Source organism: Kribbella endophytica (assembly GCF_054781295.1).
In genome coordinates this window covers 1,210,166-1,236,211 of record NZ_BAAGUR010000002.1, presented here as the reverse complement: position 1 = coordinate 1,236,211, position 26,046 = coordinate 1,210,166, and the positions used below count along the sequence as shown (strand labels likewise).

Below are 26,046 nucleotides of genomic sequence, written 5' to 3'. Positions count from 1 at the left end.
CGTCAGCGGCTGAGGCGAGACCGAACAAGGGCTGCGTGCAAACGTACGGCGAGGGCGGCGAGCTCCTGGGTCTTGTCGTCGCGGCGCGGGCCGGCGACCTGTTCGATCAGGCCGACCTCGCGGTCGGCCGCCGTACGGAACGGGCGCAGGTGCCGCGGCTCCACGCCGTACCGGCCGAACTCGGCAGCCGCCTTCGCGACCAGGATCGCGTCGCCGTCGTAGTGGTTGCCCCGAGCCACCACCAGCTGGTGACTCTCCAACTGCTCCAACAGCTCGGACGTGATACCCGCCGCGACGCGCAGCTCCTCGCGGGTCAGCTTCAGCTCGGTGCGGTCGGCACCGAAGTCCTCGGCCACCGGCAGACCGGCGGGCTCGGCCGCGGCAGGCGCTGCCGGACGGCCGCCCGGTGTCGGCCGCAACCCGCGGTCCATCGCGCCGAGGTGTTCCTTGATCACCTTCAGCGGCAGGTACTGGTCGCGTTGCGCGGTCAGCACGTACCGCAGCCGCTCGATGTCGGCCGCGCTGAACTTGCGGTACCCGGACGCGGTCCGGGCCGGCGTCACCAGTCCCTCGGCCTCGAGGAAGCGGAGCTTGGAGATGGTGACGTCGGCGAACTCGGCCTGCAGGACCTGCAGCACCGCTCCGATGCTGCTTCCTCCGGCGTCAGCCTCAGGCCTGGCCACTGGCGTAGTAGACGAGCCGGTACTTGCCGATCTGGACCTCGTCGCCGCCTGCCAGCGCGACCTCGTCGATCCGGTCGCGGTTGACGTACGTGCCGTTCAGGCTGCCGACGTCGCGGACCTTGACCCCGGCCGGGTCGCGGCGGAACTCCGCGTGCCGGCGGGACACCGTGACGTCGTCCAGGAAGATGTCGCTGTCGGGGTGCCGGCCCGCGGTGACCACGTCGACGTCGAGCAGGAAGCGGCTGCCCGCGTTCGGGCCGCGCTGGACGATCAGCAGGGCGGACCCGGCCGGCAGCGCGCCGACGGCGGCCTCGTCCTCGGCGGTCAGTCCCTCACCGGCCAGCTCGATCCGCTCGGTGTCGGGCTCGGCGCTGATCGGGGTCAGCATCGCGGTGTCGGTGACGCCGGGGGCGGGCACCGGACGGTCCGCGCCAGGGAGCATCGTTCCGCACTGCGAGCAGAACCTGCTGCCCTCGGAGTTCTCGTGCCCGCACTGGTTGCAGAACGGCATGCTGTGATCCTCCCGATCGCCGGCGGTCCGGCGACGTTGTCGTAGATCCCCGTGATGACAGTCGTGGTGCAAGTGTGGACCAGGCCTCAACCCTCGACCGGCGGTTGAGGCCGCAAACCTATCAGTCCTGGGACGTCAGCTCTGGTCGAGCTGGCCCTTGTAGGTGTCGGCGTCCATCAGGGCCGCCACCTCCTCGTCGTCGTCGACGCGGATGTCGAGCAGCCAGCCCTCGCCGTACGGGTCGGTGTTGACCAGGTCGGGCTGGTCGGCCAGGGCCTCGTTGACGGCGGTGACGGTGCCGTTGACCGGTGCGAACAGGTCGCTGACGGACTTGGTCGACTCCAGCTCGCCGCAGGCGTCACCGGCCCGTACGACGGCGCCGACCTCGGGCAGCTGGACGTAGACGATGTCGCCCAGCGCGTCCTGCGCGAAGTCGGTGATACCGACCCGCACCGGGCCTTCTTCGCCGGCCTTGAGCCACTCGTGCTCGGCCGTGTACTTCAGGTCTTCGGGGTACACCTCGGGTCCTCTTTCGCTCAGGATCTACTTGGTCGGGCTGGGGGCCGGGCGAGCGTAGCGATGCTCCTCCGGCGCGTGCAAGGCGCTGACGGTCAGCTGCCGCAGCTCGGTCACCTCGGCGGTGCCGCCGATCTGCGGGCCGGTCACCTCACTGACCAGGCCGCCGGGGAAGTTGGCCGCCTCGGCCAGGTTGTGCGACTCGCCGATCGCCTCGATGACGTACGGCGAGACGAGCTTCTCCCCGTCCACCCGGACGCCAGGTGCGTCGTCGGTCAGGTCGGTGCTGGCCACCACCCGGACCGAGCCGTTGATCTGGATCGCCTCGGCGCCGGCGTCGCGCAGTTCCTCGATCGCGTCCAGCAGGTTGCCGGACGTCATCTTGCCTTCCGGGTCGTTCAACGTGATCCGGACGCCCGGTCCCTGGGCCGGCAGCGTGCCGGCCAGGATGCCGAGGGTCCGGACCTGCTGCTCGGCCTGCTCGCGCGCGGTCTGGGCCTTGTCCGCGCTGGAGGACAGCGTGTTCTTGCGCTCCTCCAGCTCGGTGATCTCGCTCTCCAGGCGGCGGTTGTTCTGGTTCAGGCCGTCGAGGATCGCGATCAGGTCCTCGCGGCGGGCGTTCTGGTAGCCGTCGTCGGCCCGGTTGACCCGGACCTGGACGACCGCCGTACAGGCGACCAGCGCCAGAACGACGGCCACGATCGCCTGTCCGCGCGACGGCTTGAAGCCGGCCTTCAACCGGCGCAGCGCCAGGTTCGGTCCCTTGGTGCGGGGCTGCGGCATCGGAGTCGGCGCGACCGGGTGGGCCGCCTCGGCCGGCGCCGGGGACTGCTCGCTCGGCCCGGACGGCTCGGCAGGCTTGGACGGTCCGGGCGGCTCGGTCGGCGTACCGTCCGAGCTCTCGGCCGGCGTACGGCCAGGTTGCTTCTGCTCCGACGACGCCCGGTGGTGCGCCTCGCCGCGGTGCTGCGGCGGGCGCTTCGGCTCCTCGGGCGGTCGCTGGTCGTCGCTCATGGTCAGGCCCGGAAGACGTGCCGGCGGATCGCGGCCATGTTGGTGAAGATCCGGATGCCCAGTACGACGACGACACCGGTGGACAGCTGCGAGCCGACGCCGAGCTGGTCACCGAGGTAGACGATCAGCGCGGCGATCAGGACGTTGGACACGAACGACACGACGAACACCTTGTCGTTGAAGATCCCGTCCAGGAACGCGCGCAGCGCGCCGAAGACCGCGTCGAGCGCGGCGACGACGGCGATCGGCAGGTACGGCTGGGCCCAGTCGGGCACGTCGGGCGCGACCAGCAGGCCGATCACGACGCCGATCACCAGACCGAGCACGGCGATCATTTCGGTCCCACCTTCGCGTACCGCAGCGCGATGGTGGCATCGGCTGGCACCAGCAAGGAGTCCTCCGTCGTGGTCGTCATCCGGACATCGAAGTTGCTCACCAGGTACTGCACCCACTGCCCGCCCGAGCTCTGGGCGTACCGGGCCGGCAAGGTGTTGGTGTCGCCGATCGCGAGCACCGTGTACGGCGGGTTGAGCGAGCTGTAGTCGACGGTGATCGCGCTGCCGGCGCCGCGGATCGCGGTCAGGCTGGTCAGCCGGTGGCCGTTCACCGCGATCGCCTCGGCGCCCGCGGTCCACAGCCCGTTGACCAGCTGCTGGAGGTCGACGTCGAGCAGCCGGCCCTCCTTGTCGTCGGCGTTCTTGGCGTCGTCGACGACCACCTTGATCCCGGGCCCGGTCACCGCGACCGCGCCGACCTGCAGCTCCAGGTCGTCGACCTTCTTCTGCAGCGCCGCGTCGGACTCGCTCAGCGCGCCGGCCTGCAGGCCGCGCACCTCACCGGCCAGCGCGGTCTGGCGGCTGCGCAGATCGTTCAGCCGGCCGTCGGCCTGCTCGACGCGTTCGACCAGCTCGTTGCGCTGCTTCTCCGCGGCCGGGGCCGCGCGGTAGTTCTGCGACGCGGCGATCGCCAGCAGGAAACCCAGGACGACGAACGCGACGACCAGCATGATCCTGTGCCGGGCCTTCTTCGGCCCACCCGTCAGCGGACGGGCCCGTGCACTGATCGCGTACCCCTCGTCGAGCGGGTGCGCCATCAGGTTGTTCAGCAGCGACATGGACGCGTCCACGCGCCGCTGCCCGGGCGGAGCTTGCTGAGTCACGATCTCCCCGGTTGCCCGCTGATCGGTTTGACGGTCTGGACCAGGTGCCGTAGCTGCACGAAGTACAGAGCGCCCGCCCAGTAGTACAGCGCCGTGCCCCAGATCGCGAAGGCCCAGCCGAACACGCGGGCCAGCAGGTTGAGCGTGCTGTCGCCGTCACCGAGCAGCAGCAGCGGGAAGGCGTACAGCAGGCAGAAAGTCGCCGACTTGCCGAGGAAGTGCACGGGCAGCGCGTTGAAGCCGCGGCGGTGCAGGGCCGGCAGGGTGAAGGTCAGCAGCAGGTCGCGCAACGGCAGCGCGATCGCCAGCCACCACGGGATGATGTCGCGCAGCGCCAGACCGAGCACGGTCGCGAAGATGTAGAGCCGGTCGGCGACCGGGTCGAGCATCTGGCCGAGGCGGGTGGTCTGGTTCATCCGGCGGGCGATCTGTCCGTCGGCCCAGTCGGTGAAGCCCGAGACAGCGAGCACCAGCAGGGCCCAGCCGTCCTCCTCCGGGCCGAGGATCAGCCACAGGAACAACGGCACCCCGAGCAACCGCACGAAGCTCAGTGCGTTCGGGATCGTCAGTACCCGGTCGGACACCTCCACGTCCGGCACGCGACCCTCCCCCTTATGTCCTGTCGGCCCACTTCCGCCGGTAACTCTACTGGGGCAGACGACCAGGTTTCGCTCGGGCCACACCGGGGAAGCCCTGAGATGCCCCTGACTACTCGAACGCCACCGAACCGGTTCGGCTACGCACGACACCGACCGGTGACCTGATCGAGACCGAAGGGAGACTGCCCGCAGCGACTCAGAGGCTGTCGAGCAGCTTGGTGAGGGACGCCGGTACGCCGGTACGCCAACCGCCGTTCATGATCGTGCGGGCCTGCTGCTGCAGCGGGTCGTCCGGATCGAAACCCTCGTGCAGCAGGAACAACCGGGTGCCGCGCCCTTCCGGTTGCAGCGTCCAGGTCAGAGTCCAGTCGACGTCACCACCGGCCGCATCACGCCAGCCCAGGCGCAGCAGCTTCTCGGTCTCGAACGCCAGCACCTCGGCCTCGACCAGACCGGAGAAGCCGGTGGCGGGGATCGGCCGGGACTGCATCGTGTAGCGGTGGCCGATCTCGAGCCGGAAGTCGCCGGGCATCAGCCACTGCGCGATCAGCTCCGGCTCGGTCAGCGCCCGCCAGACCTTCGCCGCCGGGTGCGGATAGAACTGGTCGACCTCGATCGTGGTCAGGTCCTCGCTCACTCGTCCTCCATCTTGTCGAGTACGTCGCCCAGCGCGGCCATCCGCTCGCGCCAGAACCGTTCGTACGGCGTCAGCCACTCGTGCACCTCGGCGAGCGGCACCGGCTCCAACCGGTACAGCCGTTGCCGGCCTTCCTTCCGTTCGCTGACCAGCCCGGCGTCGCGGAGCACGCGGAGGTGCTCGGAGAAACTCGGCCGGGCCATCGCGAACCGTCCGGCCAGTACGGCGACTGGCTGCGGCCCGCCGTCCCGCAGCAGCCGCAGCACCTCCCGGCGTACCGGACTGGACAGCGCGGCGAACACGCGGTTCTCGATGCTCTCGGCAACAACACTCGGGCGCGGTGGCATGCCTCCACTATAGGTAGGTTTATTCCTACCCATCAAGTCCTACTCTGGGACGATGAAATTCCTGATCCTGATCTACGGCAATCCCGAGGGCCGTGAGCTGTGGAACCAGCTGTCGGAGGAGCAGCGGCGCGAGTCGATGGTCGGCTACGCCGATCTGGAGAACACCTTGACCGCGAACGGTGAGCTGCTCGCGAACGAGTCGCTCGACGATCCCGGGCTGACCCGGCAGGTGCTCGTGCGCGACGGCAAGGCGGTCACCACCGACGGCCCGTTCGCCGAGATCAAGGAGCAGCTCGCGGGCTTCTACCTGGTCGAGTGCGACACCGTCGAGCGCGCGACCGAAATCGTCACGCAGATCCCCGAGGCCGCGTTCAGCATCGTCGAGATCCGCCCGGTCCGGGACCTGAGTTCCCTGCGGTGAGCGTCACGGGGCAGCCGGGAGGGGGTGTTTCGGGGCAGCGGGGAATCCCGGGGCAGCCGGACCGCGGCTCGCCGGGGCAGATCGAGGGCCTGCTGCGGGAGCTTGCCCCGCGAGTTGTCGGGCCGCTCGTACGCCGGTACGGCGGGTTCGATCTCTGCGAGGACGCCGTCCAGGAGGCCCTGCTCGCGGCGGCCACTCAATGGCCGGCCGACGGCGTACCCGATCAGCCCTTGAACTGGCTGATCACCGTCGCGTCCCGGCGCCGGATCGAGCTGCTGCGCAGCGAGAACGCCCGCCGCAAACGCGAGGAGGCGGTCGCCCTTCAGTCGTCCGAGCCGGAGCCACTCCCCGCGACCGACGACTCGCTCACGCTGCTCTTCCTCTGTTGCCACCCCGCGCTCACTCCCCCGTCGCAGATCGCGCTCACCCTGCGCGCCGTCGGCGGCCTCACGACAGTCGAGATCGCCCGCGCCTTTCTGGTGCCCGAGGCAACCATCGGCCAGCGGATCAGCCGGGCGAAGGCGACGATCAAGTCCGACGGCGCGACCTTCCGGATGCCGCCCGTCGAGGAGCTCGGCGCGCGGCTGGCCGTCGTACTGCACGTGCTCTACCTGATCTTCAACGAGGGCTACACGGCCAGCTCCGGCGACGCCCTGCACCGGGTCGAGCTGAGCACCGAGGCGATCCGCCTCACCCGTCAGCTGCACGCGCAACTCCCGGCCGAGGGCGAGGTCAGCGGCCTGCTGGCCCTCATGCTGCTCACCGACGCGCGCCGCCCCGCCCGCACCTCCGAGACCGGCGCGCTCGTCCCGCTCCCCGACCAGGACCGCACCCGCTGGCACCACGATTTCATTGCCGAAGGCACCGATCTGATCAGTACGACGTTGCGCACCGCCCCGATCGGCCCGTACCAGCTGCAGGCCGCGATCGCCGCCGTGCACGCGGAGGCCCTGGACGCCGCCGACACCGACTGGCGCCAGATCCTCGTGCTCTACGAGCTCCTGGAGACCCTCTCCCCCGGCCCGATCGTCACCCTCAACCGGATCGTCGCCGTCGCGATGGTGCACGGCCCCCGCGCCGGTCTCGACCGGCTCGATCACGCCACCGAGGACCTCGCGAACCATTACCGCACTACCGCCGTACGGGCTCATCTGCTCGAACTCGCCGGCGACCTCGAAGCCGCGCGCACGGCGTACGAGGAAGCGGCGCGGCAGACCCAGTCGTTCCCCGAGCGCCACTACCTGGCGGCACGCGCGGCGGCGATCCTCAGCTAGCCGCGTTGTAGGCAGGCGTCGGCACGTCCAGCGTGGTGTAGATGGAGTCGGCGAGCCGGTCCTGCTGGTCCGCGTCGGTGATCGCCCCGAGGCTCCGGTGCGCACGGGCCAGGCCGGCATGGGCGCGGGCCTGCTCCATCGCGATGTCGTACTTGCTGGCGATCGCGAGGGCCTCGGTGTGGTGGGTGAGGGCCAGTTCGCTGTCGCCTGCTGTGTGCAGAGCCTCGCCGATCCCGTTCTGGGAGTAGCTCTCGTGGTCGTAGGCAGCGGTCTCGCGGTAGATGAGCAGGGCTGCCCGGTGATGCTCGACCGCCTGCGTGGTGTCGCCGGTCGCCGTGCACAGCTCGCCCAAGGTGTCGAGCGAACCTCCGACGCCGCCACGTCCACCGATGCGGCGGTAGATCTCCAGCCCCTCGAGCCCGTGCTCGCGCGCATCCTCGTACCGGCGGGCCCGCAGCTCCGCCACCGCGAGGCACTGCAACGCACGCGCTTCGCCGTTGCGGTTGCCGGCCTGGCGGCACAGCTCCAGCGCCTCCTTGGCGTGTGCCATGGCCTCCGGGTAGCTGCCGGTCCGTTCCGCGACCACACCGAGATTGGTCAGTACGGCGGCCCGGCCGTCGGACTCGCCGAGCTCGGCGTAGATCGCCAGGGCCCGGTGGAGCACCTCGAGCGCCTGGCCGTAGCGGGCGGTCCGCTTGTAGTTGTTGGCCAGGTTCGACAGGATCAGCGCCTCGCCGCGCTGGTCGCCGACCGAGTGGTACACGGCCAGGCCGCGTTCGAAGTGCTCGGCGCTGCGGGCGAAGTCGCTCAGCTGCGTGTAGTGGGTGCCCAGCGCGTTGTAGGCGCCGCCCTCCCCGATCCGGTCGCCGAGGGCCGCGAACTTGTCCCGGGTCTGCTCGTGCAGCACAATCGCCCGGTCGAACTGGAACATCCGGCCCCGGGAGATGCCGAGGTTGTTCAGCGCGTACGCCTCACCGACCAGGTCCCCGGCCTCCACGGCGGCGCGCAGCGCGTGGGTGTGGATGGTCATCGCGTCCGACGCGTGCACGCCCATCAGGTACCGGCCGAGCGTCATCGACAGCTGGCTGGCGTGCGTGAGCCAGCCGTTCTGGCTGGTGTGCTCGGCGAAGGCAGTCAGGTTCGAGCGCTCGGCGGTCAGCCAGCCGACGGCAGCAGGGCCGTTGGTGATTGCCGGCAGCTCGGTCGACGGCGTCGCCACCTTCGGCCTGCGGTCGCCGTACGCCGGGTGCAGGACGTCCATGCACACCGACGACGTGGCCAGGTAGTAGTCGAACAGGCGAGTCAGCGCGTCCCGGCGAGCACCTGGCCGGTCCTCGTCCACCCCCTTGACCGTCGCGTAGGCCCGTACGAGGTCGTGGAACGTGTAGCGGTCCGGAGTGGTCTGCTGGAGCAGGTGGTCGCGGGCCAGCTCCTCCAACGTCAGCTCGGCGGCCGGCAGGCTGGTGTCGGCGAGTGCGGCGGCGGCGTACGCGTCGAAGTCGGCGCCGGGGTGCAGCGACAGCATCCGCAGGATGCGGCGGTGCCGGTCCGGCAGGCCCTCGTACGACAGGTCGAGTGCGACCTCGACGGCGTCGTCGATGCGGTGGTCGCGGTACCGCTCGTCCAGGCGGTCGGCGTGGTCGGTCAACGTCCAGCCGGTCGTCGTACCGATGTAGGCCGTGACGAGGCTGAGTGCCAACGGCAGGAAGCCGCAGCGCTCGGCGATCCGGGCAGCTGCTGCCGGGTCCTCACCGGTTGGCAGGCCGGGGAGGTTGCGAGTCAGGTAGCCGACGGCTTCGTCGCGGCTGAACACGTCGATCTCGAAACGGCTTGTCTGCGGCAGACCGGTCAGACTGCGCCGGCTGGTGATCATGGTCAGGCATCCGGCGGTCTGCGGCAGCAGGGGACGGACCTGTTCCTCGGTCGCTGCGTTGTCCAGTACGACGAGGGTCCGCGTGCCGGCCAGGCGTTCGCGGTAGACCGCCGTACGGGCTGCCAGGCCGTGGGGGATCTGGCTTGCCGGCACGTTGAGCCGGCGCAGGAACCCGTCGAGCACCGCCGCCGGATCGGCCGGGCGCTGCTGGGGATCCTGGTGGAAGCCGCGCAGGTTCACGAACAGCACCTGCTCGAACGGCTCGTCCGCGGCCAGCAGGTGCCCGGCGTGCACAGCGAACCGCGTCTTGCCGACCCCGGCCATCCCCTCGATGGCGGAGATAACCACTGCGTTGCCCTCGGCCTGGCTGGCGACCAGCACGTCCCGCAGCCTGTCCAGCTCGGCAGTCCGCCCGGTGAACCCGGCCAGGTCCTCCGGCAGCACCTCCTCGACGCTCACGTGCGCCGATGCCGCGCTCTCGCCGGTCACCACGCGCAGGGCGTGCTGCCAGCGCGCCACGTACCCGGAGTCGGGGTGCAGGGTCGCCACGACGTCCAGCAGCAGCTCCGCGTCCATCCGCCGCCGCCCGTGACGGAAGCAGTCCGCCACGGTCGACTTCCGCGCGGGCTGGCCGCGCCGCTCACCGATCTGCTTCGCGATCCCGTCGTACGACGGATTGCCGGCCCACACCTTCAGCAGCCGCAACTGCCCGACCAGCTCGTCGAGATCGATGACCCCGTCGGGGTCCGGCAACTCGTCCACCCGAGCACTCTATGCGGGCGGTGGGACACTCCACGTGGCGTACCGCGCCTTAGCGGTTGCTCGCGCTGCGCGGTTGCTCGCGCTGCGCGGTTGCTCGCGCTGCTGCGCGGTTGCTCGCGCTGCTGCGCGGTTGCTCGTGCCGCGCCTGGTTGCCTACCCCGCCTGGGTGAGGGCCTTGGCTGTGCGGGGTCAGAGGGTGAGGACGACCTTCGCTCGCGCGTGGTCGACCTCCAGGTGGCGGATCGCTTCGGCTGCCTGGGCGAGCGGGTACTCGCGGTCGATCACAGCGACCACCTTGCCGGTCTCGGCGAGGTCGGCCAGCGTGCGGAGGTTGTCGGCACGCGGGGCTGCCTCGAGGACCTCGATGTGGTGGCGACGGGTGAGCTTGGCGAGCAGCATTCCCCTGATGATCAGTCCGACCGGGCCGATCAGACTTCCGCCGCGGGAGACACCGCCGCCGGACAGGACGAGCGTGCCGCCTGGTCTGAGTGTCCGACGGAGATCGCGCAGGGTGCGGTTCCCGACGAGGTCGAGCACTACGTCGTACCGGCTTGGGCTTCGGGTGAAGTCGGTGGTGGTGTAGTCGACGATGTGGTCGGCGCCGAGCTCGCGGATCAGGTCGACGTTGCGGGTGCTGCAGACGCCGGTCACCTCCGCGCCGTACGCCTTCGCGATCTGTACGGCGAACGTGCCGACACCGCCGGACGCGCCGTTCACAAGCAAGTGCTGACCGGCTTCGAGAGCACGCAGACCCATCAGCGCGGTGTTCGCGGCGAGTGGGAACGCGGCCGCCTGCTCGAACGTGAGGGCCGCGGGTTTGTGCACGAGCGCGGTCACCGGCACGCACACGAACTCGGCGAAGGCGGCGTCGGCCTCACCGAACACCTCGTCGCCGGGCTTGAACCTCGTCACGCCCGCCCCCACCGACTCGACCACGCCCGCGAAGTCGGACCCCCGGACCGGCTGCCGCGGGCCGCGCCGGCCGAAGGTCGCCTTGTCCATCAGGCGCGCGACGTACGGGTCACCACGCATCAGGTGCCAGTCCCGCGCGTTGACGGCGGCGGCACGGACCCGCACCAGGACGTCGCTCGCCCCTGGCACCGGCTGGTCGATCTCCCGGAGCTCGAGCACGTCAGGCGCGCCGTACCGGTCCTGCACGATGGCTTTCATCAAACCCCCACCTCGAGCCCCCAGGCCGCGGTTCGACCCTAGCCAGGGTGGGTGGTTGAGCACATCGGGGAGAAACCCCCAGCCAACCCTCAGGGGTCACGGCCAGGGGGTCGCCTTGGCGGCGAACTCCTCGGGGTCTGAGTGGACCGGGATGACGCACACCAGCTGCCCGCCCGGAACGCGCAAGGTGTTGCAGCCCTGCCAGCTCGACACCTCGACCGCGCCGAGCCCGATCAGCCTCGCCGTCTCCGCGTCGACGTCGTCGGTCTCGATGTCCAGGTGATAACGCGCCTCACCCTCCTCCAGCACCTGGACCGCGGTCACCAGCCCCGGCACCGCGTCGTACAGGCTGATGTACTGCGGCTCCCCCGGCGGACTGCCCGTCCGCACGCCGAGCGCGGCGGACCAGAAGTCCTTGGCCCGCGGCGCTTCCGCCTGCGGTACGTCGATCAGCAACGTCGAAACCCGACTCTTGTGCATGCCTCCCGATCGTAGGCGCCGACGCCGTTACGCGCCGCCGGTTTCCTCGCGCACGACTTCGTACCCGAGCCAGATCAGACCGTCCGTCTCGGTGTGCGTGGACAGCAACCGCACCTTCGTCGGCACCTGTCCTGCCGGCAGCTCCGGCCCGTCGAAGGCCGTCGGCGTACCGAGTCCGCCGATGATCGCCGGGCTGATCACCAGATGGACCTCGTCGACCAGATCCGCCCGCAGCAACGCGCCGTTCAGCCCGCCGCCGGCCGTCGACACCACGCAGGTCACGCCGAGTACGTCGTACATCTTGCGCAACGCGGCCTCGAGATCGACCTGGTCCTCGCCCGCGACCAGGTAGGCGATCCGCTCCCGCCGCAGGTACGCGAGATGGTCCGCCGGCGTGGCCCGCGAGACCAGCACCAGTACGTCGTACTCGCCCTGGCTCTTGATGTCCCACGCGATCCGTCCCCGGCTGTCCACCACGGTGAACCACTTCTCGCGCCCGGGCCGTCCCACGACCTCCACCGGCAGGAAGTCGGACCGCAGCTCCTCAACCGACTCGCCGAACTCCTCCGAGTGCTCGACCGCACCCACCGAGTCCGCAACGAGCGACCCGCTCCCCTCCAGGACCGCCTGCGGACCCCACCGCTCGGCCAGCTCCGCGGTCCGCACCTCTTCCACCCCCGCCGCGCTCCCCGGCAACATCCCCCGCCACACCTGCGAAGCGGCCTCCCCCATCAACGGCTCATCTCGCCGCAGGGCCACGCGTCCATCCACCGACCCCGTCACCGAAACCACCACCCGAGGCCGCCCCACCACACTCGTCATCCCACGTCTCCTCATCACGGTCGGACCCTCACCCAACCAGCCCCCGCCGACACCCACCAGACGGCAAGAGGATCGAGTACCGCGCTCGCTCTATCGTTAGGCCGCATGAGCTACCCGCAGCAGCCGCCGCAGTACCAGCCGCACCCGCCGCAGCAGTACCAGCCGCAGGGTCCGATGGGGATGCTGCACCTGACCATCCAGGGCAGCATGATGACGAGCACGATGATCCCGCCGACGGTGCACCTGAACGGCTACAAGGTCCCGGTCAAGTACGGCCGCAACGACATCCCGGTGTACGCCGGACCGCTGCACGTCGAGATCCACTCCCAGTGGATGCGCACCTTCGGCAAGGCCGCCCTCGACTTCACGATCCACCCGAACCAGGCCGTCCCGGTCTTCTACGCCTCGCCGTACCACCAGTTCGCCTCCGCCGGCAGCATCGGCCACACCAAGGTAAAACGCAAAGGCCTCGCCCTCCTCCTGGCCCTGATCGGAGCAGTAGTCGCCATCAGCCTCCTGTTCATCCTCCTCGGAGCACTCGGCTAACACCCCACCCCCACAAGCCACACCAACCGCACCCACACGCAGCACCAGCCCAAACGCCCGCGCCCCAGCACACCCCGCGCCGAAGCCCACCCAGCGCCGCCAACCACCACCCCTCGGGCCACCAGCTGAACGCCGCACGCGGCGCCGGCCGGGCGAGCACACAGAGCGCCCTAGGCCAGCAAGCTCATCACCACCAAGACGCTGGCTGACAAGGAAGCTTCAGGGCCGACGTGCGGGGCCCCACCAGGCAGCCCACGCAGGTACGCGTTGGCCCAGTAGATCGATCCGTTGTGACAACTTGCCTGTGCTTCAGTAGTGAACGTTGTTCGTGGCAACGACCGGGAGGCCTTGATCGGCAGCAAGGCGAGCCAGTACGGCGTTGCGGCTGCTGTCGGTCGGCAGGCCGTGGTCGATCAGCTCGACGACGACCCGGTCCTTGCCGAACAGCGCGGTCAGTCGGTCGAACTCTCGGGCCGCGGCCGCCGGTCCGTATGCCTGACCGCCGAGCTCGAGCGCGCGCCGGACCAGGCCTTTGCGGCAGCCGGTCAGGATCAGCCAGTCGTCCTTGCCGCGGTCGGCGAGCTCCTCCAGGTCGTAGACCGGGCGGCCTTTCTCCTGGCCGGCGAGCTGGGCCTCGGTGATCGCGCCGGCGAGCCGGTGGTACCCCTCCTGGCGTTCGGCGAGGACCAGCAGGTGGCTGCCTTCGGGGTCGGCCGCGCCGTTCTGTGGTTTGGTCAGGTCGAGCGACAGCTCGGCGTCGAACACCGTGCCGAGGTCGTCGTACTCCTCCGCGGCCTCGGCCATCCGGACCACGCCGGAGAACCCGTCGTGATCGGTCAGCGCGAGCGCGTGCAGGCCGAGACGGACGGACTCCTCGACCAGCTGCTCCGGGTGCGGAGGCGCCGTCGAGGAAGCTGTAGTACGAGTGGCAGTGCAGCTCGGCGTACGGCACGACCGGTCCCTCGGGACGGCGTGGACGCAGCGCGGGATCCGGGTCGTACGGCGGGCGATGGCGTGACCACGCCGGGCCGTCGCCGCCGTCGGCCTCCAGCAGCTCGTCAACGGGCTCGGGCGGGCGGGACCGGCTGGACAGCTTGCGCTCCAGCTCCGACCAGGGGATCGCCGGGTTATTCCAGCCCACGGGTAGCTCCCCTCTGCAACTGGCGGAGCTGACGGTGGGCTCGTTGCAGATGCCGGCAGGCGGACAGGCGGCGGTGACAGGGCAGGCGGAGGCGCCGCGCGCCGGGCAGGGAATGCCTTGCAGGACAGGAGATCCGGTACGGCGTGAGGTGGTCCGGCGTGAGGCGGCGCTTGATGGACAACCTGCCGCGGCTGGAGAGCCCGCCGGCCGACGTTGTCCGCCCGGGGCCGGGCGGGGCAGGTACGCGGAGGCCGGGGGTGGGCGGGGCCGGTACGCGGAGGCCGGGGGTGAGCGGGGCAGGTACGCGGAGGCCGGGGGTGAGCGGGGCCGGTACGCGGAGGCCGGGGCCGGGCGGGGCCGGTACGCGGAGGTCGGAGGTGAGCGGGTGCTCGTCCGGATGCAGGTCGGCTCCCATCGGGTCGTCCTTCCTCGGCCGGCCCGTCAGCTGCAGGTGCGCGCCGGGGTTGGCCGCCAGGAGGTGGCGGCGGGCGTAGCGCAGGTGCCGGTGGGCGGTGAGGCGGTGGCGCTGCCGGTGGGCGGCCATGAGGTGCCGCCGGGCGCAGACCAGATGGTCCTCAACCGGCCGGCAGCCAAAGGTGACCGCAGTGGTGGATGCGATGGGTGCATCGGCGGAGTTGGTTGCAGAGGAGGGCGCTCCGCCGGAGGTGCTGGGCGCAGCGGCGGTGGTTGCGACGGAGATGGCCGCGGCGGAGTGCGCCTCGCTGGAGGTGCTGGGTGCGGCGGCGCTGGGTGTGGTGGTGGGGTCAGTCATAGCTGGCCTCGATCCACCAGTGGGTGTTCTGGACGGCGGCCAGCCAGGCGCGGCCGTCGGCGGTGACGAGCTGGAAGCGGGCCAGGCGGTTCTCGGCGTCGGCGTCCCACCAGCGCTCCTCCACCGGCCAGGGGCCTGCCCAGGCGGTGATCGGGTGCAGCTTGTTGCTGTCGGCAACTTGTGGGGCGGGCAACAGGCGGAAGGCCGAAGGTGCGCCGGAGAGAGCGCCGCGGGCGCTGACCGTGACCTGGCGCCCGTCGGCCGACAGTACTTCAGCGGGGCGAGGTGAGGGATAGACCAGCGTCGGCACCGGAACCGGCCAGCCGGAGGTGGACGGCAACGGCAGTGGAGTCGTGGTGGGCAAAGGCCGGTGAGTCACCAGTTCGGAGGGCTCACGCTTGGAGGTAGGTGCAGGAGTTTTAGGTGTGGAGATCGGAGCTGGAGCCGGGCGAAGAACAGCAACAGTGGAGGCCGTACGAGGTGGGGATGCCACAGGCGCGGGCCTGGGGACGACGGACACCGGCATGGACGCGACGGCGATGGGTGCGGGTACTGCTGCGGGCGCAGGTGCGGGTGCGAGCTCGGCAGAGGCTGGTGCAGGTGGTGCGGCTGGGCCGGGTAGGGAGCCGGGCCAGGGGCTGGCGGGTGAGCGGGCGGGGGTGGGGGGATCGCCCCAGGGGATCAGGGTTTGGCGGTCGGCGTAGCCTCGGCCGCCGCTGATGACCGGGGTGACGACGGCGCCGTGGCCGAGCATGCTTTGGACTCGGGACAGGGCGCGGTGGATGCGTTCGTCGGGGCCGCTGCCCCAGAGCGTGTCGACGTGGGCGCCGACCGGGTCGACTCGTTCGGGGATCAGGCGGAGCCGCACCACCGGTGAGGTCAGTTCGCTGGTCGCCGTACCGCTGCCTTGGAGCTGCCAGCGGACCCGGTCGACCACGTCGCCAGGGGCGAACCAGCGTGGGTGCAACCACTCCCGCTCGTGCACCCGGCCGGACTCCGTCCCGACCTCGACGCGCAAGGTGGTGCAGACGAGGCCGAGCGCGGTCAGCCGGCCGATCAGTTCGTCCGCGACCGTCCGGACCGCGAACGCGACCTGGTCGACCCGGTCCACGGGCGGTTCGAAGTCGAGGGTCCGGGTCAGCTCGGGTGGGACCTGCCGAGCCACCACCGCGCGGTCGTCGTCGCCTCGGGCCAGCCGGTGGGCAAACGCACCGTCCGGCCCGAACCGGGTCAGCACCTCGGTCGCAGGAAGCCGCGCGAAGGCGCCGAGCGACCGCAGACCGAGCCGCCGCAGCAGGTCGGTGAGCTCGGGTCGCTCCAGCGTGTCGACCGTGAGCGGCGCCAGGAACTCGGCCGATCCACCGGACGGGATCACCTGCACCCGCGTCTGCGCCGACGCGGCCCGCGCGGCCTGCTCCGCGGCGAACGGGCCGTCGGCGATCCCGACGCGACCTCCCGGTACGTCGTACGTCTCCAGCCGGTCGAGCAGCTTCTCCGCGGCGGCCGGTTCGCTGCCGTAGAACCGGCTCGGCCCACGGGCCTTCAGCGCACACATGCCTGGACGGATCACCTGGATGCCCGGGGTGAGCGCCTCCAGACAAGCGATCACCGGGTCGAACGCCCGCGCATCGATCACCGAGTCGTACTTGAGCACGAGCAGCTCCGGGCAGCGGGACTGAGCATCCCGGGCGCGCAGCCCGCGGCGTACGCCCTCAGCGCGAGCCGCGGCGGAGCTGGCCAGCACGCGTCCCTTCAGCAGGACGGCCAGCGGTGCATCCGGCGAAACCCCTTCCACCGAAGCCGCCGCGAGCACCGGCCAGTCCGGCACCCACACCACCATCGTCCGCACCCCCACCTGCCGAACCGACCCACCCGGCGGCGTCCGCCGACCGCCTGAAGACGGCAGCGATACGTGCTGTTGGTGCATCGCGTGCCGGTCAGCCTCGCTGCGCTGCCCCTCGCCCAGGTGACCGCTGCCCTCGCCGACGTGACCACTCGAGGCCGACCGACCACCCCGGACCGGCTGCTGAGAAACACCCATCAGCCGACCGCCTCCTGCAGCCAGCCGTCGCCCGCCGGCCGAACAGTCCCGTCGGCCGCGGTCTCCTCCACCGGCCGGATCGTCCCGTCGAGAGCCGGCAGCCACAGCTGATGCTGCTGAGGCCGTACGGCGGCGCCGCGGCCGGTGACCGCGATGGTCGCCTGCCGGGCAGTGAGATGCCCTTCACCAGCACCCAGCCCGCTCCACGTATTGGCCTGAACCTCCAGCCGAGCCTCACTTCCAGGCCAGGACCCAACGGCGATCAACATCGCACCCCGAGTACGCAATCGGGCCGACAGCCGAGAAGCCTCGCCAGAAGTGACCTCACCCGGCGGACGAACCACCACCACCGTCAAGGCGTCGACCAATGCGGCAACCACACTCAGCCAGTCGTGCTGGGGATCGGGAACGAGCACCAACCGCTCGAGATCGACCCCGAGACCACGCGCCGCCTCCGCGCCGAACGACGGCATCCCGACCACCCCGCACCAAGCCCCCTCGGCGGACGGCCCGGCCATCATCGCCATCACCAGAGCGCTCGATCCACGCACCGAATACACCGCGCCGCCGCGCAAGGCGCCGGACAGCAGCTCGGACACCGCCGGCAACGTCGGCAGCGCCCGCTCCGCAGTCGCCGTGTCGAGCGCCTGCTGGACCCGCGTCTCCGTGGTCCGAGGCGCCGCCACCGTCCGGGACCGCGCGGTGTCGAGCGTGGGAAGCGCCGTCAGAACAGATGCCGCAACAGCCGCCTCCGCGACCGTCCCCAGTCGAGCTTGAGCCGAAGCAGCCTCCTCCGCGACCTCCGCCGGTCGTGCGTGGGCCGAAGCAGCCTCCTCCGCCAGTCGCGCGCAAGAAGCAGCCTCCTTCGCGACCGACCCCAGCCGCGCACGGGCCGAAGCCTCCTCCTCAGCAGCCCGAGCTTCCTCCTCAGCGACCCGGGCAGCCTTCTGAGCCTGCGCCCGCGCGAGCAGCTGCCGAGCCTGGTCGAGCGCGGTGATCCGCCCGGCCTGGACCGTTGTGCCCTCGGCCGGAATCGGCGGTGCCTCGTCGGCTGCAGCTGTCCCCGTCACACCCCCATGTTCGAACACCTGTTCGACTCATGTCAATCGGGCCGTCCACAGCTTCAGGAACTCCACAGGTCAGGACGGCGAGCCCTGATCCAGGCGCCGATCGGGCCGGCCGGCCAGTTCGGGTCGAACGAGGCGAGCGGGATCCCGATGTGCCGCTTTCCCGAAGGATCGGCGGGCATCGCGGCGAGCGCCTGCCGCATCACCGCGGGCACCCGGGCCGGAAGCGCCACCGCCGACCACCCCTGTACGCCGTGATCAGCCATCGACACCTGCACCTGCTGCGGGACGGGTCCGACATGCACCCGCCGCCGCGGGGTCAGCTGTACGTTCACCGGACCGATCCCGGTCACGTCGCCCCACGCCACCTGGTGGACGACTCCCCCGCCGGCCTCCCAGCGGATCCCCCAGCCGTCGAACCGCAGCACGTTGGCCGCCGACAGCCGGTTGAGCTTCGCCATCAGGTAGACCACGGCCACAACAGTCCCGACAACACTGGCCAGGATCCCGACCACCAGCCCACCGAGCGACCCCAGCAGCAGGAGCACCACCGCCAACAGCACCAGCAGCCCGACCATCGGCACCAGCGCCCGGCCCCGCACCTGCGGCGCCATCCGGAACTCGGCGTACTGACTCATCGGGCGAGCCTACAAGCCCACTAGGCTTCCCGAGCCACGCTACGAAGGGGACGACAACCATGACCGACCAGACCGAGGCCGAGGTCGTCCAGCACCACCAGGACCTCGCCCGCTGGCTGGGCAGCGAGGCGGAGGACGGCCTGCTCGACACCTTCCGGCAGATGCACAGTCCGGAGTTCAGTCTGGTCACCACCGACGGCGGACGACTCGACCTACCAGCACTGAGCGCAGCACTGGCCGGTGCGCGCAACGCAGTCCCTGGACTGACGATCAGCATCGAGGAGTACGAGCTGCTGATCCGGACCGACCAGGTGGTCGTCTGCCGCTTCCTGGAGCGGCACTCCGTCGGTGAGTCGCGGCGCGTCACCGCCGTACTGACTCCTGACGAGTCCGCCCGGTACGGCGTGCGCTGGCTGAGCGTGCACGAAACAGCGACCGGACTAGGGTGAGTGGTATGCCGAGAACGATTGCCACCAACACCAAGGTCGACCTCGACGGGCTGCTGGAGTTCGTCCGTCCGCGTCACCACATGCTGCTGATCACCACCCGCCAGGACGGGACGCCGCAGGCCTCGCCGGTGTCGGGCGGCGTGGACGCCGAGGGCCGGATCGTCATCTCCTCCTACCCCGAGCGGGCCAAGAGCACCAACGTCGAGCGCAACCCGCAGACCAGCGTCATGGTGATGTCCGACGACTGGAACGGCGCCTGGGTCCAGGTGGACGGTACCGGTGAGGTGATCCAGCTGCCGGACGCCGTCGAGGCGCTGGTCGACTACTACCGCTCGATCTCCGGCGAGCACCCGGACTGGGACGAGTACCGCGAGGCGATGCGCAAGCAGGGCAAGTGCCTGATCCGCATCACGCCGACCCGCTGGTCCCCTATCGCAACCGGCGGCTTCCCGGCCCGACTGGCCGACTGACACCGGACGCCGAAGCCAGCACGGGCAGCTGAGCCAGGTAGGCGGTCACCCGGCTCAGCACCGCCCGGCAGGCGTCCTCCCCGTCCAGCCCCCAAGCACGCGTCCGCGCGAACTCCCGCAGCGGATGCAGGTAGTAGTACCGGTCAGCCCCACGCGACTCCACCAGGTGCGCGTCGACCAGCGACTCCACCAACGCCTCGGTCTCCTGATCAGACAGCTCCAGTACGACGGACGCCGCGTCCAACGTGAAGTCCTCCTCCAGCAACGCCAGCAGCCGGAACGCCTGGGCCTGCTCCGGCAGCAGCTCCGCCATCGCCACCTCGTACGCCGAGTCAACCGGATCGCACTCGCTGTGTCGCCGTTCGAGACCGCCGCGCAACTGCATCCGCTCGTACGCCGTGGCAAGGCTCCAGCCCGGCCGCGACTGCAGCCGCGCCGCCGTGGCCTGAATCGCTTGCGGCAGACCAGAGCTGAGCGCCAGCAACCGCCGAGCCTCCGCCGGCTCCGCCTGCACCCGCCGTACGCCGACCAGACGTTCCAGCAGCTCCAGCGCCTTCTCCGGCGACAGCGGCTCGACCTTGACCCAGTCCGCGTACGGCAACCCGAACAGCCGCTGCGACGCGGTCACCATGACAGCGGCACCGCCCGTCCCCGGCAGCAACGGCAGCACCTCGCGCGCACTCTTGGCGTTGTCCAGCACCACCAGCACTCGCCGGTTGACCGTCAGCGAACGCCACAGCGCACCACGCTCCGACGGCGACTCCGGCAGCGCGGTCACACCGGCCGCTCGAAGCAGCGAGGACAGCGGATCACCGGCGGACATCATGTGCACGTAGTACTGGCCATCGGGGAACCGACTGGCCAACCGGCGACCCAGGTGAACCGCCAGCGACGTCTTGCCGACCCCAGGAGCACCCGTCAGACCCAGTACGGGCAGGTGATCACCGGACGGCTGCAGCAGCATCGACAGCCGGACCAGGTCCTCACCACGACCGGTGAACTCCGGCAGATCAGGCGGAAGCTGCTCAGGCGCCACAGCAACAGACGACAGCGCCACAGAATGATGCACAACCCCAGCCAGCGAAGCATCCGACGACAAGATCCGTCGCTGCATCTCCCGAAGCTCCGGCCCCGGGTCAACACCCAGCTCGTCAGCCAGCAGATGCTGGGTCTCCTGATAGAGCCGCAACGCGTCGGCCTGCCGCCCGGACCGGTACAGCGCGAGCATCAGCAACTCCCGCGGCCGCTCCCGCAGCGGGTGCTCGATCACGATCGGCGAGAGCACCTGCGCGGCCTCCTCCGGCCGACCCAGGTCCAGGTTGGCCGCCGCGAGGTCCTCGACCGCGGCCAGCCGGTGCTGGCGAAGCCGCTCGCGCTCCCAGTTGGCGAAGTCACCCCGTACGCCGGCCAGCGGCGTCCCCTTCCACAGCTTGAGCGCGGCCCGCAGTGCGTCCGCCCAGGACTCCAGCCGCCCCTCCTGCCGAGCGCCCCGCGCCAGGTCGATCAGGCGGAGGAACTCGTTCAGGTCGAGCGCACCCGGCGCGACCGGCAGCACGTACCCGCCGGCGACCGACTGGATGGTCGAGTCCGACAGCGCACGCCGCAGCCGCGACACGTACGACCGGATCATCCCCGCCGCGGCCCGCGGTGTCTGGTCGGCCCAGAGCGCCGTCAGCAGCTGGTCCGACGTCGCCAGCGCGCCGTCCCGGAGCAGCAGCAGACCGAGAATCGCGCGCTGCTGGGGCGCGCCGAGGTCGATCTCGGTGTCACCGTTCCAGGCCCGGACCGGACCGAGCAGCTCGTACCGCAGCTCCAACTGAACCAACCTCCCGACACTGAAGGGCTCAATAGTAACCCCTCAGACCGGTGACGGCTGACCTCACTCCTTGGTGTACCGCCGCGCCATCGTCTCGCTGATCCGCTGGAACGCGCCCTCGAGGTGCTCGCGCAGCGCCGCGCCCGCGCCCGCCTCGTCGTTGGCCAGGCAGGCGTCCAGGATCGCCTGGTGCTCCCGGCGGGTCTGCTCGATCCGCGCCTTGGTCTGCCGCGAGCCGAACCGGTACCGCTCACTGTTCTGCCAGACCGGCTCGATCGCGCGCGGCAGCCAGCGGGACCCGCCGGCGCGGTAGATCGCGAAGTGGAACTCGGTGTGCGCCTGCCGGGACGCGATGATGTCGCCGACCTTGGACAGCCGGACGTGCTCGGCCAGCGCGGCCTTGGCGACCACGCCGTCCGACTCGGCGAACCGCGTCGCCGCGGCCCGGACCGCCAGAGTCTCCAAAGCCAGCCGCGTCTCGTGGGTGTCGCGCAGGTCCTCCATCGACAGCTCGCGGACCCAGGCGCCCTTGTGCGGGACGATCTCGACCAGGCCGAGCGCCTGCATCCGGCGCAGCCCTTCCCGGATCGGCATCTGGCTCATGTCCAGCCGCTTGGCCAGCTCCTCCAGCCGCAGCGCGGTGCCGCTGGGCAGCTCGCCGGACAGGATGAGCTCATGCAGCTCCGCGGCGGCTTCCTCGGCGAGAGTACGCCGGCCGCTGGGTCCCCCGGGCGTGAGCTCGAGTCGTCGGGTCATTGGGTGTGGGCTGCCTCTCTCGTCCACTACGCACACGTCTGGGAGGTAACCGTAGCGGTGCCACGGGCGTTCCGGCGACGGATCGCCCGCCGCGCCCCCACGCAGCCCCGAACGACACCGGCCGGAAGACCAGCGGTCCAGCTTTTCACCGGAGCCGCCTCCCGTCCACTACTCAGCGCAGCCGGGTGAGATCGAGCAGTACTCGCCGCTCCGCCGTACCGCCGGCCAGACGGTCCAGCGCGTCGTCCACACGAGCTGCTGGGACCATGTCCAGCTCCGGAGTGATCGGGGCGGGCGCGATGTCGGCCAGCACCTGCGCGACCGTCCCGGCCTCGATCGTCGTCCGCTGCATGTTGACCGGGAGCACCCGCAGGTCCCGCCCGATCAGCTGGTGCAGGTCGAGCGTGGCGAACTCACCGGCCGTGTAGCCCAGGATGGCAATCCGGCCGCCGGGGGTGATGTGACTCATCACCCCACTGGTCACCGGGCCACCCACCGTGTCGATGACGGCGTCGCACCACGGCAGCTCCCGGCCGACCTGGCCCAGCTCGTCCACCCGGACGATCTGGTCGACCAGCCGGGTCAGCAGGTCGACGGACTCGTCCGACCTGACCAGACCGATCACCTTGCCGGCTCCAGCCGCCCGAGCGACCGCAGCACACAGCCGACCGACCAGACCGGTCGCACCGGTGATCACGACCGTCTCACCCGGACCGACCCCGGCCACCCGCCGTACGGCGGTGTGCGCGGTCAGCGCGGGAGCCAGCAGGGCCAGCGCCTCGGCTGTGTCGAGTCCGATCGGCAGAGCGTGCACGGCCGAGTCCGGCACAACTGCCATCGAGCCCCACGTCCCCGGCCGGGCCACGCCGACACCACCACCGCGGATCACCACGCGCGTCCCCGACGGGTACACGGCCGAGTCGACCACCACACCGGCACCCTCGGAGCCCGGGACGAACGGCGGCTGCAACTGCTGGGCGAGCTTGCCCGCCAGCACGGTGCGGTCGAGCTGCGTCACCGAGGCGACATCCATCTCGACCAGCGTCTCTCCAGGTCCGGCGACCAGTTCGGTCTCCTCGGCCTTCAGCTGCTCCCCAGGCCCGTAGCAGCGCAGCACGATGCCTTGTCGCGCGCTCATCCACCCACCCCACTCGTGCCTGTGAACCCCACCTGCATTTGATATCTGATCACATCTTGCCGCTCAGCGACAGTTGGTCTCACGCTGTCCGACCCCCTTGACCGAGCGGACGGGTGAGCTCTCCGGCGGCCGTCGACCGGCGCGGATCCACCCGGTCGCTGCCCATCGGGAACGGCCAGTCGCTCCCGGCCAGCACGTCCGCGAACGTCGACTCCAGCAACGGCAGTACGGCGGGATCGTGCACCAGGTCGTCGGCCACGAACCGCTGCAGCGCCTCGGCCACCGCCAGCGACGGCGCCTCGATCCCCGGCCGCTCGGTGTCGATCCCGCGCTGCCACCGCCCGGCCAGCGCGGCCGTCACACCGCCGCCGTGGCACAGGCAGAACTTGATCCCCGGGAACCGAGCCGGTACGTCGGTGAAGACCAGCTCGGCGGCGGCAAGCCCTGTTTCGTAAGGGTTTCCGAGCAGGTTCGACAGGTAGAACGCGTCGAGCCGCCGGTCCGAGCTGTGGCCCGGGTGGACCAGCGTGAACGCGTTCAGCTCGTCCAGCACCTTCCAGACCGCGTCCAGCCCGGCGAACCCCGGCGTACCGAGAGCGAAGCCGCCGAACACGCCCTCCTCCCCCAGCGCGGCAGCGACTGCCGGAGCACTGGCGTGCAGGAGCGGGATGTGGGCCAGCACCCGCAGTTGTGGTCCTGCCAGCTCCCGGAGTCCCTCGTTGAGCAGAGCGGTCCACTCGACGCCCTGGTCGTACCGGAACAGCGCGGGCGGCACCGAGACCACTGCGCCGTCCAAGTCCTGGTCGCTGACCCACTGCAGCAGTGCGGCCGGGTCGGCGAGCTTGCCGAGCGGCAGCCGGTGCTCGCCGTCGACCACCAGCGACCCGCCCTCGACGGACAGGCCGAACGAGCCGCTGCGGGCAGCAGCCAGCACAGTGGGCGGTATCAGGTGCGTGTGGACGTCCCAGCCGGCCATGTCAGCGTGCGTCCTCGTCGTTGTCGTAGAAGGACGGCCGCTCCGGGTAGTGCGGGCCGTCGTACACCTCCAGCAGGACGGAGGTCTCCTCTGCTCGCGTCGGGCCGTGCACGACGCCCTTCGGGTTCCAGTAGAAGCTGCCCTTGGTCAGCGTCGTCCCGGTCGGCAGGTACACGTACCGGCCGGACAGGCAGAACATGAACTGGTTCGACGCGTGCTTGTGCTCCGACGGGATCCCCGACCCCTGCTCGAAGCGCACCAACGCGATCGACGCCTCGGTCTCCGGGTCGCGCCACAGCATCTTGTGCGACAGCCCGTCCAGGGACTTCTCGACCCAGTCCAGGTCGTCGGTCTGCAGCAGGATCTCCCGCAGCGGTTCGTCGAACGTCATGACGCCTCCCGAGGGACAGGGCGACCGGTCACCCGCGTGTAGAGCTCGTCGGCCACGCCGGGTGCCATGGGGGCCACGGCCGCGATGTGGCCGTCAGGCCGGATCAGTACGACGCTGCCGGCCGGTACGCCGTACCGGTTGGTCGCGATGCTGCCCGGGTCGAACAGCGAACGGTCCCGCAGGCCGGAGTCGTGCGGCGCGTCCCACCGCGAGACGGCGTAGTGCCGCAGCGCAGGCGAGTCGTTGGCGGGGATCTCCGGACGACGCCGTACGTCGGTGAAGTACAGCGCGACGAACGAGTCCCGGCACAGGTCGTGGATCGTGGTCCGGCCGGTCGGGCTCTGCAGCGCCAGGTCCGGCGCCCGGTCCCCCGCGCGCACTGCCGGCGGCGCCGCACTGGTCGCCACCATCGACCAGTCGCCCACACCCTCCACGTCCAGCCGGACGCTGAGCAGCGTGCGGTTGTACGCCGTCGCCCACGCGCCCGTGTCCTCGGTGACAGCACCCCGCTGCTGCGCCATGTATTTGCGCGCGGCCTCGGCCATCTCCCCGGAGCCCTCGATCGCCACCGGTCGCTGCTCCCGCTCGTACCCGTCCAGCAACGACGGATCGGCCCAGCCGCGCAGGACCCAGGCCAGCCGCCACGGCAGGTTGGACGCGTCCAGGGCACCGGTGTTCAGGCCGAGGGCCCACATCGGAGTGATCAGGTGGGCCGCGTCGCCCATCAGGAACACCTTGCGGTCCTTGGTCCACTGCTCGGCGACCCGGTGGTGCACGTTGTAGATGACCGTGCCGAGCAGCTCGATCCGGTCCACCTCGCCGATGAACTGCTTCACCTTCACCAGCAGGTCCTCGGTGCCCGGCGTCTCCGCACCAGGCGCCAGCGGGAACAGGAACCGCCAGTTGTCGGGCTGGCGGATCAGCACCATCCACTCGGTCTTGTCGGCGAAGTACGCCAGGTACGGGTAGTCGCGGGCGTTGTCGACGTCCAGGTCGACCGCCACGTCGATCAGCATGTACCGCTCGGGCAGGGTCTCCCCCACCACCTTCACCCCGAGCGCGTCGCGGATCTTGCTCCGGCCGCCGTCACAGGCCAGCAGGTACGACGCCTCGAGCTCCTGCGGGCCGTCCGGGGTCTCCAGCTGCAGCACGACCCGGTCGTCGCGGACCTCGAACGACGTCAGCCGGTGCTGGGTGAGGACCGGCTGCGGGAGCGCCTCGGCGAGGATCGGCTCCATGATCTGCTGCGGCAGGTTGATCACGAACGGGAACTGGGTGTCGTTGACCAGCTCCGCCAGCTGGACCGAGGCCCGCGGCGTGTTGGTGGCCCGGTCGATGTCACCGATCTCGTCGATGCGCACCGCCGAGGCGAGGATGCCCTCCACCGCGCCGTACCGGTTCCAGATCTCGAGGGTCCGGCTCAGCGTCGTACCGGCCTTGGTGTCGGACGACAGCGTCGCGTCCTCCTCCAGCAGCACGTACGGCACGCCGTAGTGCGCCAGACCGAGTGCTGTGGTCAGGCCGATCGGTCCGGCGCCGACCACGGCGACGGGCAGTTGCTGGTCAGTCGATGTCAC

The 26,046-nt window shown here is 70.6% G+C and carries 27 protein-coding genes and 1 pseudogene; 5 read left to right on the top strand and 23 right to left on the bottom strand.

The window, feature by feature from the left end; genetic code table 11:
* Nucleotides 1-2: 2 nt before the first annotated feature.
* The 9 genes from ftsR to ACYVIO_RS24190 form a co-directional block, all read right to left on the bottom strand.
* Nucleotides 3-638: a transcriptional regulator FtsR gene (gene ftsR / locus ACYVIO_RS24230; RefSeq protein WP_460653150.1), complete on the bottom strand. Its 636-nt coding sequence runs from the start codon at nucleotides 636-638 to the stop codon at nucleotides 3-5.
* 31 nt (nucleotides 639-669) lie between these two features.
* A complete protein-coding gene (locus ACYVIO_RS24225) occupies nucleotides 670-1,194 on the bottom strand; it encodes an FHA domain-containing protein (RefSeq protein WP_184794386.1) in 525 nt (174 codons plus the stop codon).
* Nucleotides 1,195-1,329: 135 nt separating this feature from the next.
* A complete protein-coding gene (gcvH, locus tag ACYVIO_RS24220) occupies nucleotides 1,330-1,713 on the bottom strand; it encodes a glycine cleavage system protein GcvH (protein ID WP_460653149.1) in 384 nt (127 codons plus the stop codon).
* 24 nt (nucleotides 1,714-1,737) lie between these two features.
* Nucleotides 1,738-2,724: a DUF881 domain-containing protein gene (locus ACYVIO_RS24215; RefSeq protein WP_460653148.1), complete on the bottom strand. Its 987-nt coding sequence runs from the start codon at nucleotides 2,722-2,724 to the stop codon at nucleotides 1,738-1,740.
* 2 nt (nucleotides 2,725-2,726) lie between these two features.
* Nucleotides 2,727-3,059 carry a small basic family protein gene (locus ACYVIO_RS24210; protein ID WP_460653147.1) on the bottom strand — a complete coding sequence of 111 codons (333 nt, stop codon included), beginning with the start codon at nucleotides 3,057-3,059 and terminating at the stop codon, nucleotides 2,727-2,729.
* On the bottom strand, nucleotides 3,056-3,883 hold the full coding sequence (locus ACYVIO_RS24205; protein ID WP_460653146.1) for a DUF881 domain-containing protein: 828 nt from the start codon (nucleotides 3,881-3,883) through the stop codon (nucleotides 3,056-3,058). Before ACYVIO_RS24205 ends, ACYVIO_RS24210 begins: the two co-directional genes overlap by 4 nt.
* Nucleotides 3,880-4,482, bottom strand: coding sequence for a CDP-alcohol phosphatidyltransferase family protein (locus ACYVIO_RS24200; protein ID WP_460653145.1), 603 nt, complete (start codon nucleotides 4,480-4,482; stop codon nucleotides 3,880-3,882). The genes ACYVIO_RS24205 and ACYVIO_RS24200 overlap by 4 nt, the downstream gene beginning before the upstream one ends.
* 196 nt (nucleotides 4,483-4,678) lie before the next feature.
* A complete protein-coding gene (locus tag ACYVIO_RS24195) occupies nucleotides 4,679-5,119 on the bottom strand; it encodes an SRPBCC family protein (protein WP_460653144.1) in 441 nt (146 codons plus the stop codon).
* Nucleotides 5,116-5,466 (bottom strand): ArsR/SmtB family transcription factor, encoded by a 351-nt coding sequence (locus ACYVIO_RS24190; protein ID WP_460653143.1) that lies wholly within the window; start codon nucleotides 5,464-5,466, stop codon nucleotides 5,116-5,118. The genes ACYVIO_RS24195 and ACYVIO_RS24190 overlap by 4 nt, the downstream gene beginning before the upstream one ends.
* A gap of 52 nt (nucleotides 5,467-5,518) precedes the next feature.
* Between ACYVIO_RS24190 and ACYVIO_RS24185 the strand changes: the two genes are divergently transcribed.
* Nucleotides 5,519-5,887, top strand: a complete 369-nt coding sequence (locus ACYVIO_RS24185) for a YciI family protein (RefSeq protein ID WP_460653142.1) — start codon at nucleotides 5,519-5,521, stop codon at nucleotides 5,885-5,887.
* Nucleotides 5,888-5,931: 44 nt separating this feature from the next.
* Complete coding sequence (locus ACYVIO_RS24180; protein ID WP_460653565.1) at nucleotides 5,932-7,161, top strand: RNA polymerase sigma factor; 1,230 nt, start codon at nucleotides 5,932-5,934, stop codon at nucleotides 7,159-7,161.
* Here ACYVIO_RS24180 and ACYVIO_RS24175 read toward each other — a convergent pair.
* The 4 genes from ACYVIO_RS24175 to ACYVIO_RS24160 all read right to left on the bottom strand — a co-directional run bounded on the left by ACYVIO_RS24175 (nucleotide 7,154) and on the right by ACYVIO_RS24160 (nucleotide 12,268).
* Nucleotides 7,154-9,796, bottom strand: a complete 2,643-nt coding sequence (locus tag ACYVIO_RS24175; protein WP_460653141.1) for an ATP-binding protein — start codon at nucleotides 9,794-9,796, stop codon at nucleotides 7,154-7,156. The genes ACYVIO_RS24180 and ACYVIO_RS24175 overlap by 8 nt on opposite strands.
* Before the next feature lie 189 nt (nucleotides 9,797-9,985).
* Complete coding sequence (locus tag ACYVIO_RS24170; protein ID WP_460653140.1) at nucleotides 9,986-10,966, bottom strand: NAD(P)-dependent alcohol dehydrogenase; 981 nt, start codon at nucleotides 10,964-10,966, stop codon at nucleotides 9,986-9,988.
* Nucleotides 10,967-11,062: 96 nt separating this feature from the next.
* On the bottom strand, nucleotides 11,063-11,446 hold the full coding sequence (locus tag ACYVIO_RS24165; protein ID WP_460653139.1) for a VOC family protein: 384 nt from the start codon (nucleotides 11,444-11,446) through the stop codon (nucleotides 11,063-11,065).
* Between the two features lie 27 nt (nucleotides 11,447-11,473).
* Complete coding sequence (locus ACYVIO_RS24160) at nucleotides 11,474-12,268, bottom strand: RibD family protein (protein WP_460653138.1); 795 nt, start codon at nucleotides 12,266-12,268, stop codon at nucleotides 11,474-11,476.
* Between the two features lie 105 nt (nucleotides 12,269-12,373).
* Between ACYVIO_RS24160 and ACYVIO_RS24155 the strand changes: the two genes are divergently transcribed.
* Nucleotides 12,374-12,814: a hypothetical protein gene (locus ACYVIO_RS24155; protein ID WP_460653137.1), complete on the top strand. Its 441-nt coding sequence runs from the start codon at nucleotides 12,374-12,376 to the stop codon at nucleotides 12,812-12,814.
* 312 nt (nucleotides 12,815-13,126) lie between these two features.
* Here ACYVIO_RS24155 and ACYVIO_RS24150 read toward each other — a convergent pair.
* The 4 genes and pseudogenes from ACYVIO_RS24150 to ACYVIO_RS24135 form a co-directional block, all read right to left on the bottom strand.
* Nucleotides 13,127-13,955, bottom strand: a pseudogene (locus tag ACYVIO_RS24150) (PHP domain-containing protein); the annotation flags it as partial.
* A gap of 764 nt (nucleotides 13,956-14,719) precedes the next feature.
* Nucleotides 14,720-16,768, bottom strand: a complete 2,049-nt coding sequence (locus tag ACYVIO_RS24145) for a DNA polymerase Y family protein (RefSeq protein ID WP_460653136.1) — start codon at nucleotides 16,766-16,768, stop codon at nucleotides 14,720-14,722.
* Nucleotides 16,768-17,838, bottom strand: a complete 1,071-nt coding sequence (locus ACYVIO_RS24140) for a hypothetical protein (RefSeq protein WP_460653135.1) — start codon at nucleotides 17,836-17,838, stop codon at nucleotides 16,768-16,770. Before ACYVIO_RS24140 ends, ACYVIO_RS24145 begins: the two co-directional genes overlap by 1 nt.
* Before the next feature lie 53 nt (nucleotides 17,839-17,891).
* Complete coding sequence (locus tag ACYVIO_RS24135) at nucleotides 17,892-18,473, bottom strand: hypothetical protein (protein WP_460653134.1); 582 nt, start codon at nucleotides 18,471-18,473, stop codon at nucleotides 17,892-17,894.
* A gap of 59 nt (nucleotides 18,474-18,532) precedes the next feature.
* Between ACYVIO_RS24135 and ACYVIO_RS24130 the strand changes: the two genes are divergently transcribed.
* Together ACYVIO_RS24130 and ACYVIO_RS24125 are read left to right on the top strand one after the other, a co-directional pair.
* The gene (locus ACYVIO_RS24130; RefSeq protein WP_460653133.1) at nucleotides 18,533-18,922 is read left to right on the top strand and encodes a hypothetical protein; all 390 of its coding nucleotides are present in this window, start codon (nucleotides 18,533-18,535) and stop codon (nucleotides 18,920-18,922) included.
* A gap of 5 nt (nucleotides 18,923-18,927) precedes the next feature.
* Nucleotides 18,928-19,392, top strand: a complete 465-nt coding sequence (locus tag ACYVIO_RS24125; RefSeq protein WP_460653132.1) for a PPOX class F420-dependent oxidoreductase — start codon at nucleotides 18,928-18,930, stop codon at nucleotides 19,390-19,392.
* Here ACYVIO_RS24125 and ACYVIO_RS24120 read toward each other — a convergent pair.
* The 6 genes from ACYVIO_RS24120 to ACYVIO_RS24095 all read right to left on the bottom strand — a co-directional run bounded on the left by ACYVIO_RS24120 (nucleotide 19,352) and on the right by ACYVIO_RS24095 (nucleotide 26,046).
* On the bottom strand, nucleotides 19,352-21,217 hold the full coding sequence (locus tag ACYVIO_RS24120; RefSeq protein WP_460653131.1) for an AfsR/SARP family transcriptional regulator: 1,866 nt from the start codon (nucleotides 21,215-21,217) through the stop codon (nucleotides 19,352-19,354). The genes ACYVIO_RS24125 and ACYVIO_RS24120 overlap by 41 nt on opposite strands.
* Nucleotides 21,218-21,271: 54 nt before the next feature.
* Entirely contained in the window at nucleotides 21,272-21,964 is a 693-nt protein-coding gene (locus ACYVIO_RS24115) for a GntR family transcriptional regulator (RefSeq protein ID WP_460653130.1), read from the bottom strand.
* A gap of 172 nt (nucleotides 21,965-22,136) precedes the next feature.
* Nucleotides 22,137-23,102, bottom strand: coding sequence for an alcohol dehydrogenase catalytic domain-containing protein (locus tag ACYVIO_RS24110; RefSeq protein WP_460653129.1), 966 nt, complete (start codon nucleotides 23,100-23,102; stop codon nucleotides 22,137-22,139).
* A gap of 79 nt (nucleotides 23,103-23,181) precedes the next feature.
* Nucleotides 23,182-24,078, bottom strand: a complete 897-nt coding sequence (locus tag ACYVIO_RS24105; protein WP_460653128.1) for an amidohydrolase family protein — start codon at nucleotides 24,076-24,078, stop codon at nucleotides 23,182-23,184.
* A gap of 1 nt (nucleotide 24,079) precedes the next feature.
* The gene (locus tag ACYVIO_RS24100) at nucleotides 24,080-24,469 is read right to left on the bottom strand and encodes a cupin domain-containing protein (RefSeq protein WP_344170386.1); all 390 of its coding nucleotides are present in this window, start codon (nucleotides 24,467-24,469) and stop codon (nucleotides 24,080-24,082) included.
* The gene (locus tag ACYVIO_RS24095) at nucleotides 24,466-26,046 is read right to left on the bottom strand and encodes an FAD-dependent monooxygenase (protein ID WP_460653127.1); all 1,581 of its coding nucleotides are present in this window, start codon (nucleotides 26,044-26,046) and stop codon (nucleotides 24,466-24,468) included. The genes ACYVIO_RS24100 and ACYVIO_RS24095 overlap by 4 nt, the downstream gene beginning before the upstream one ends.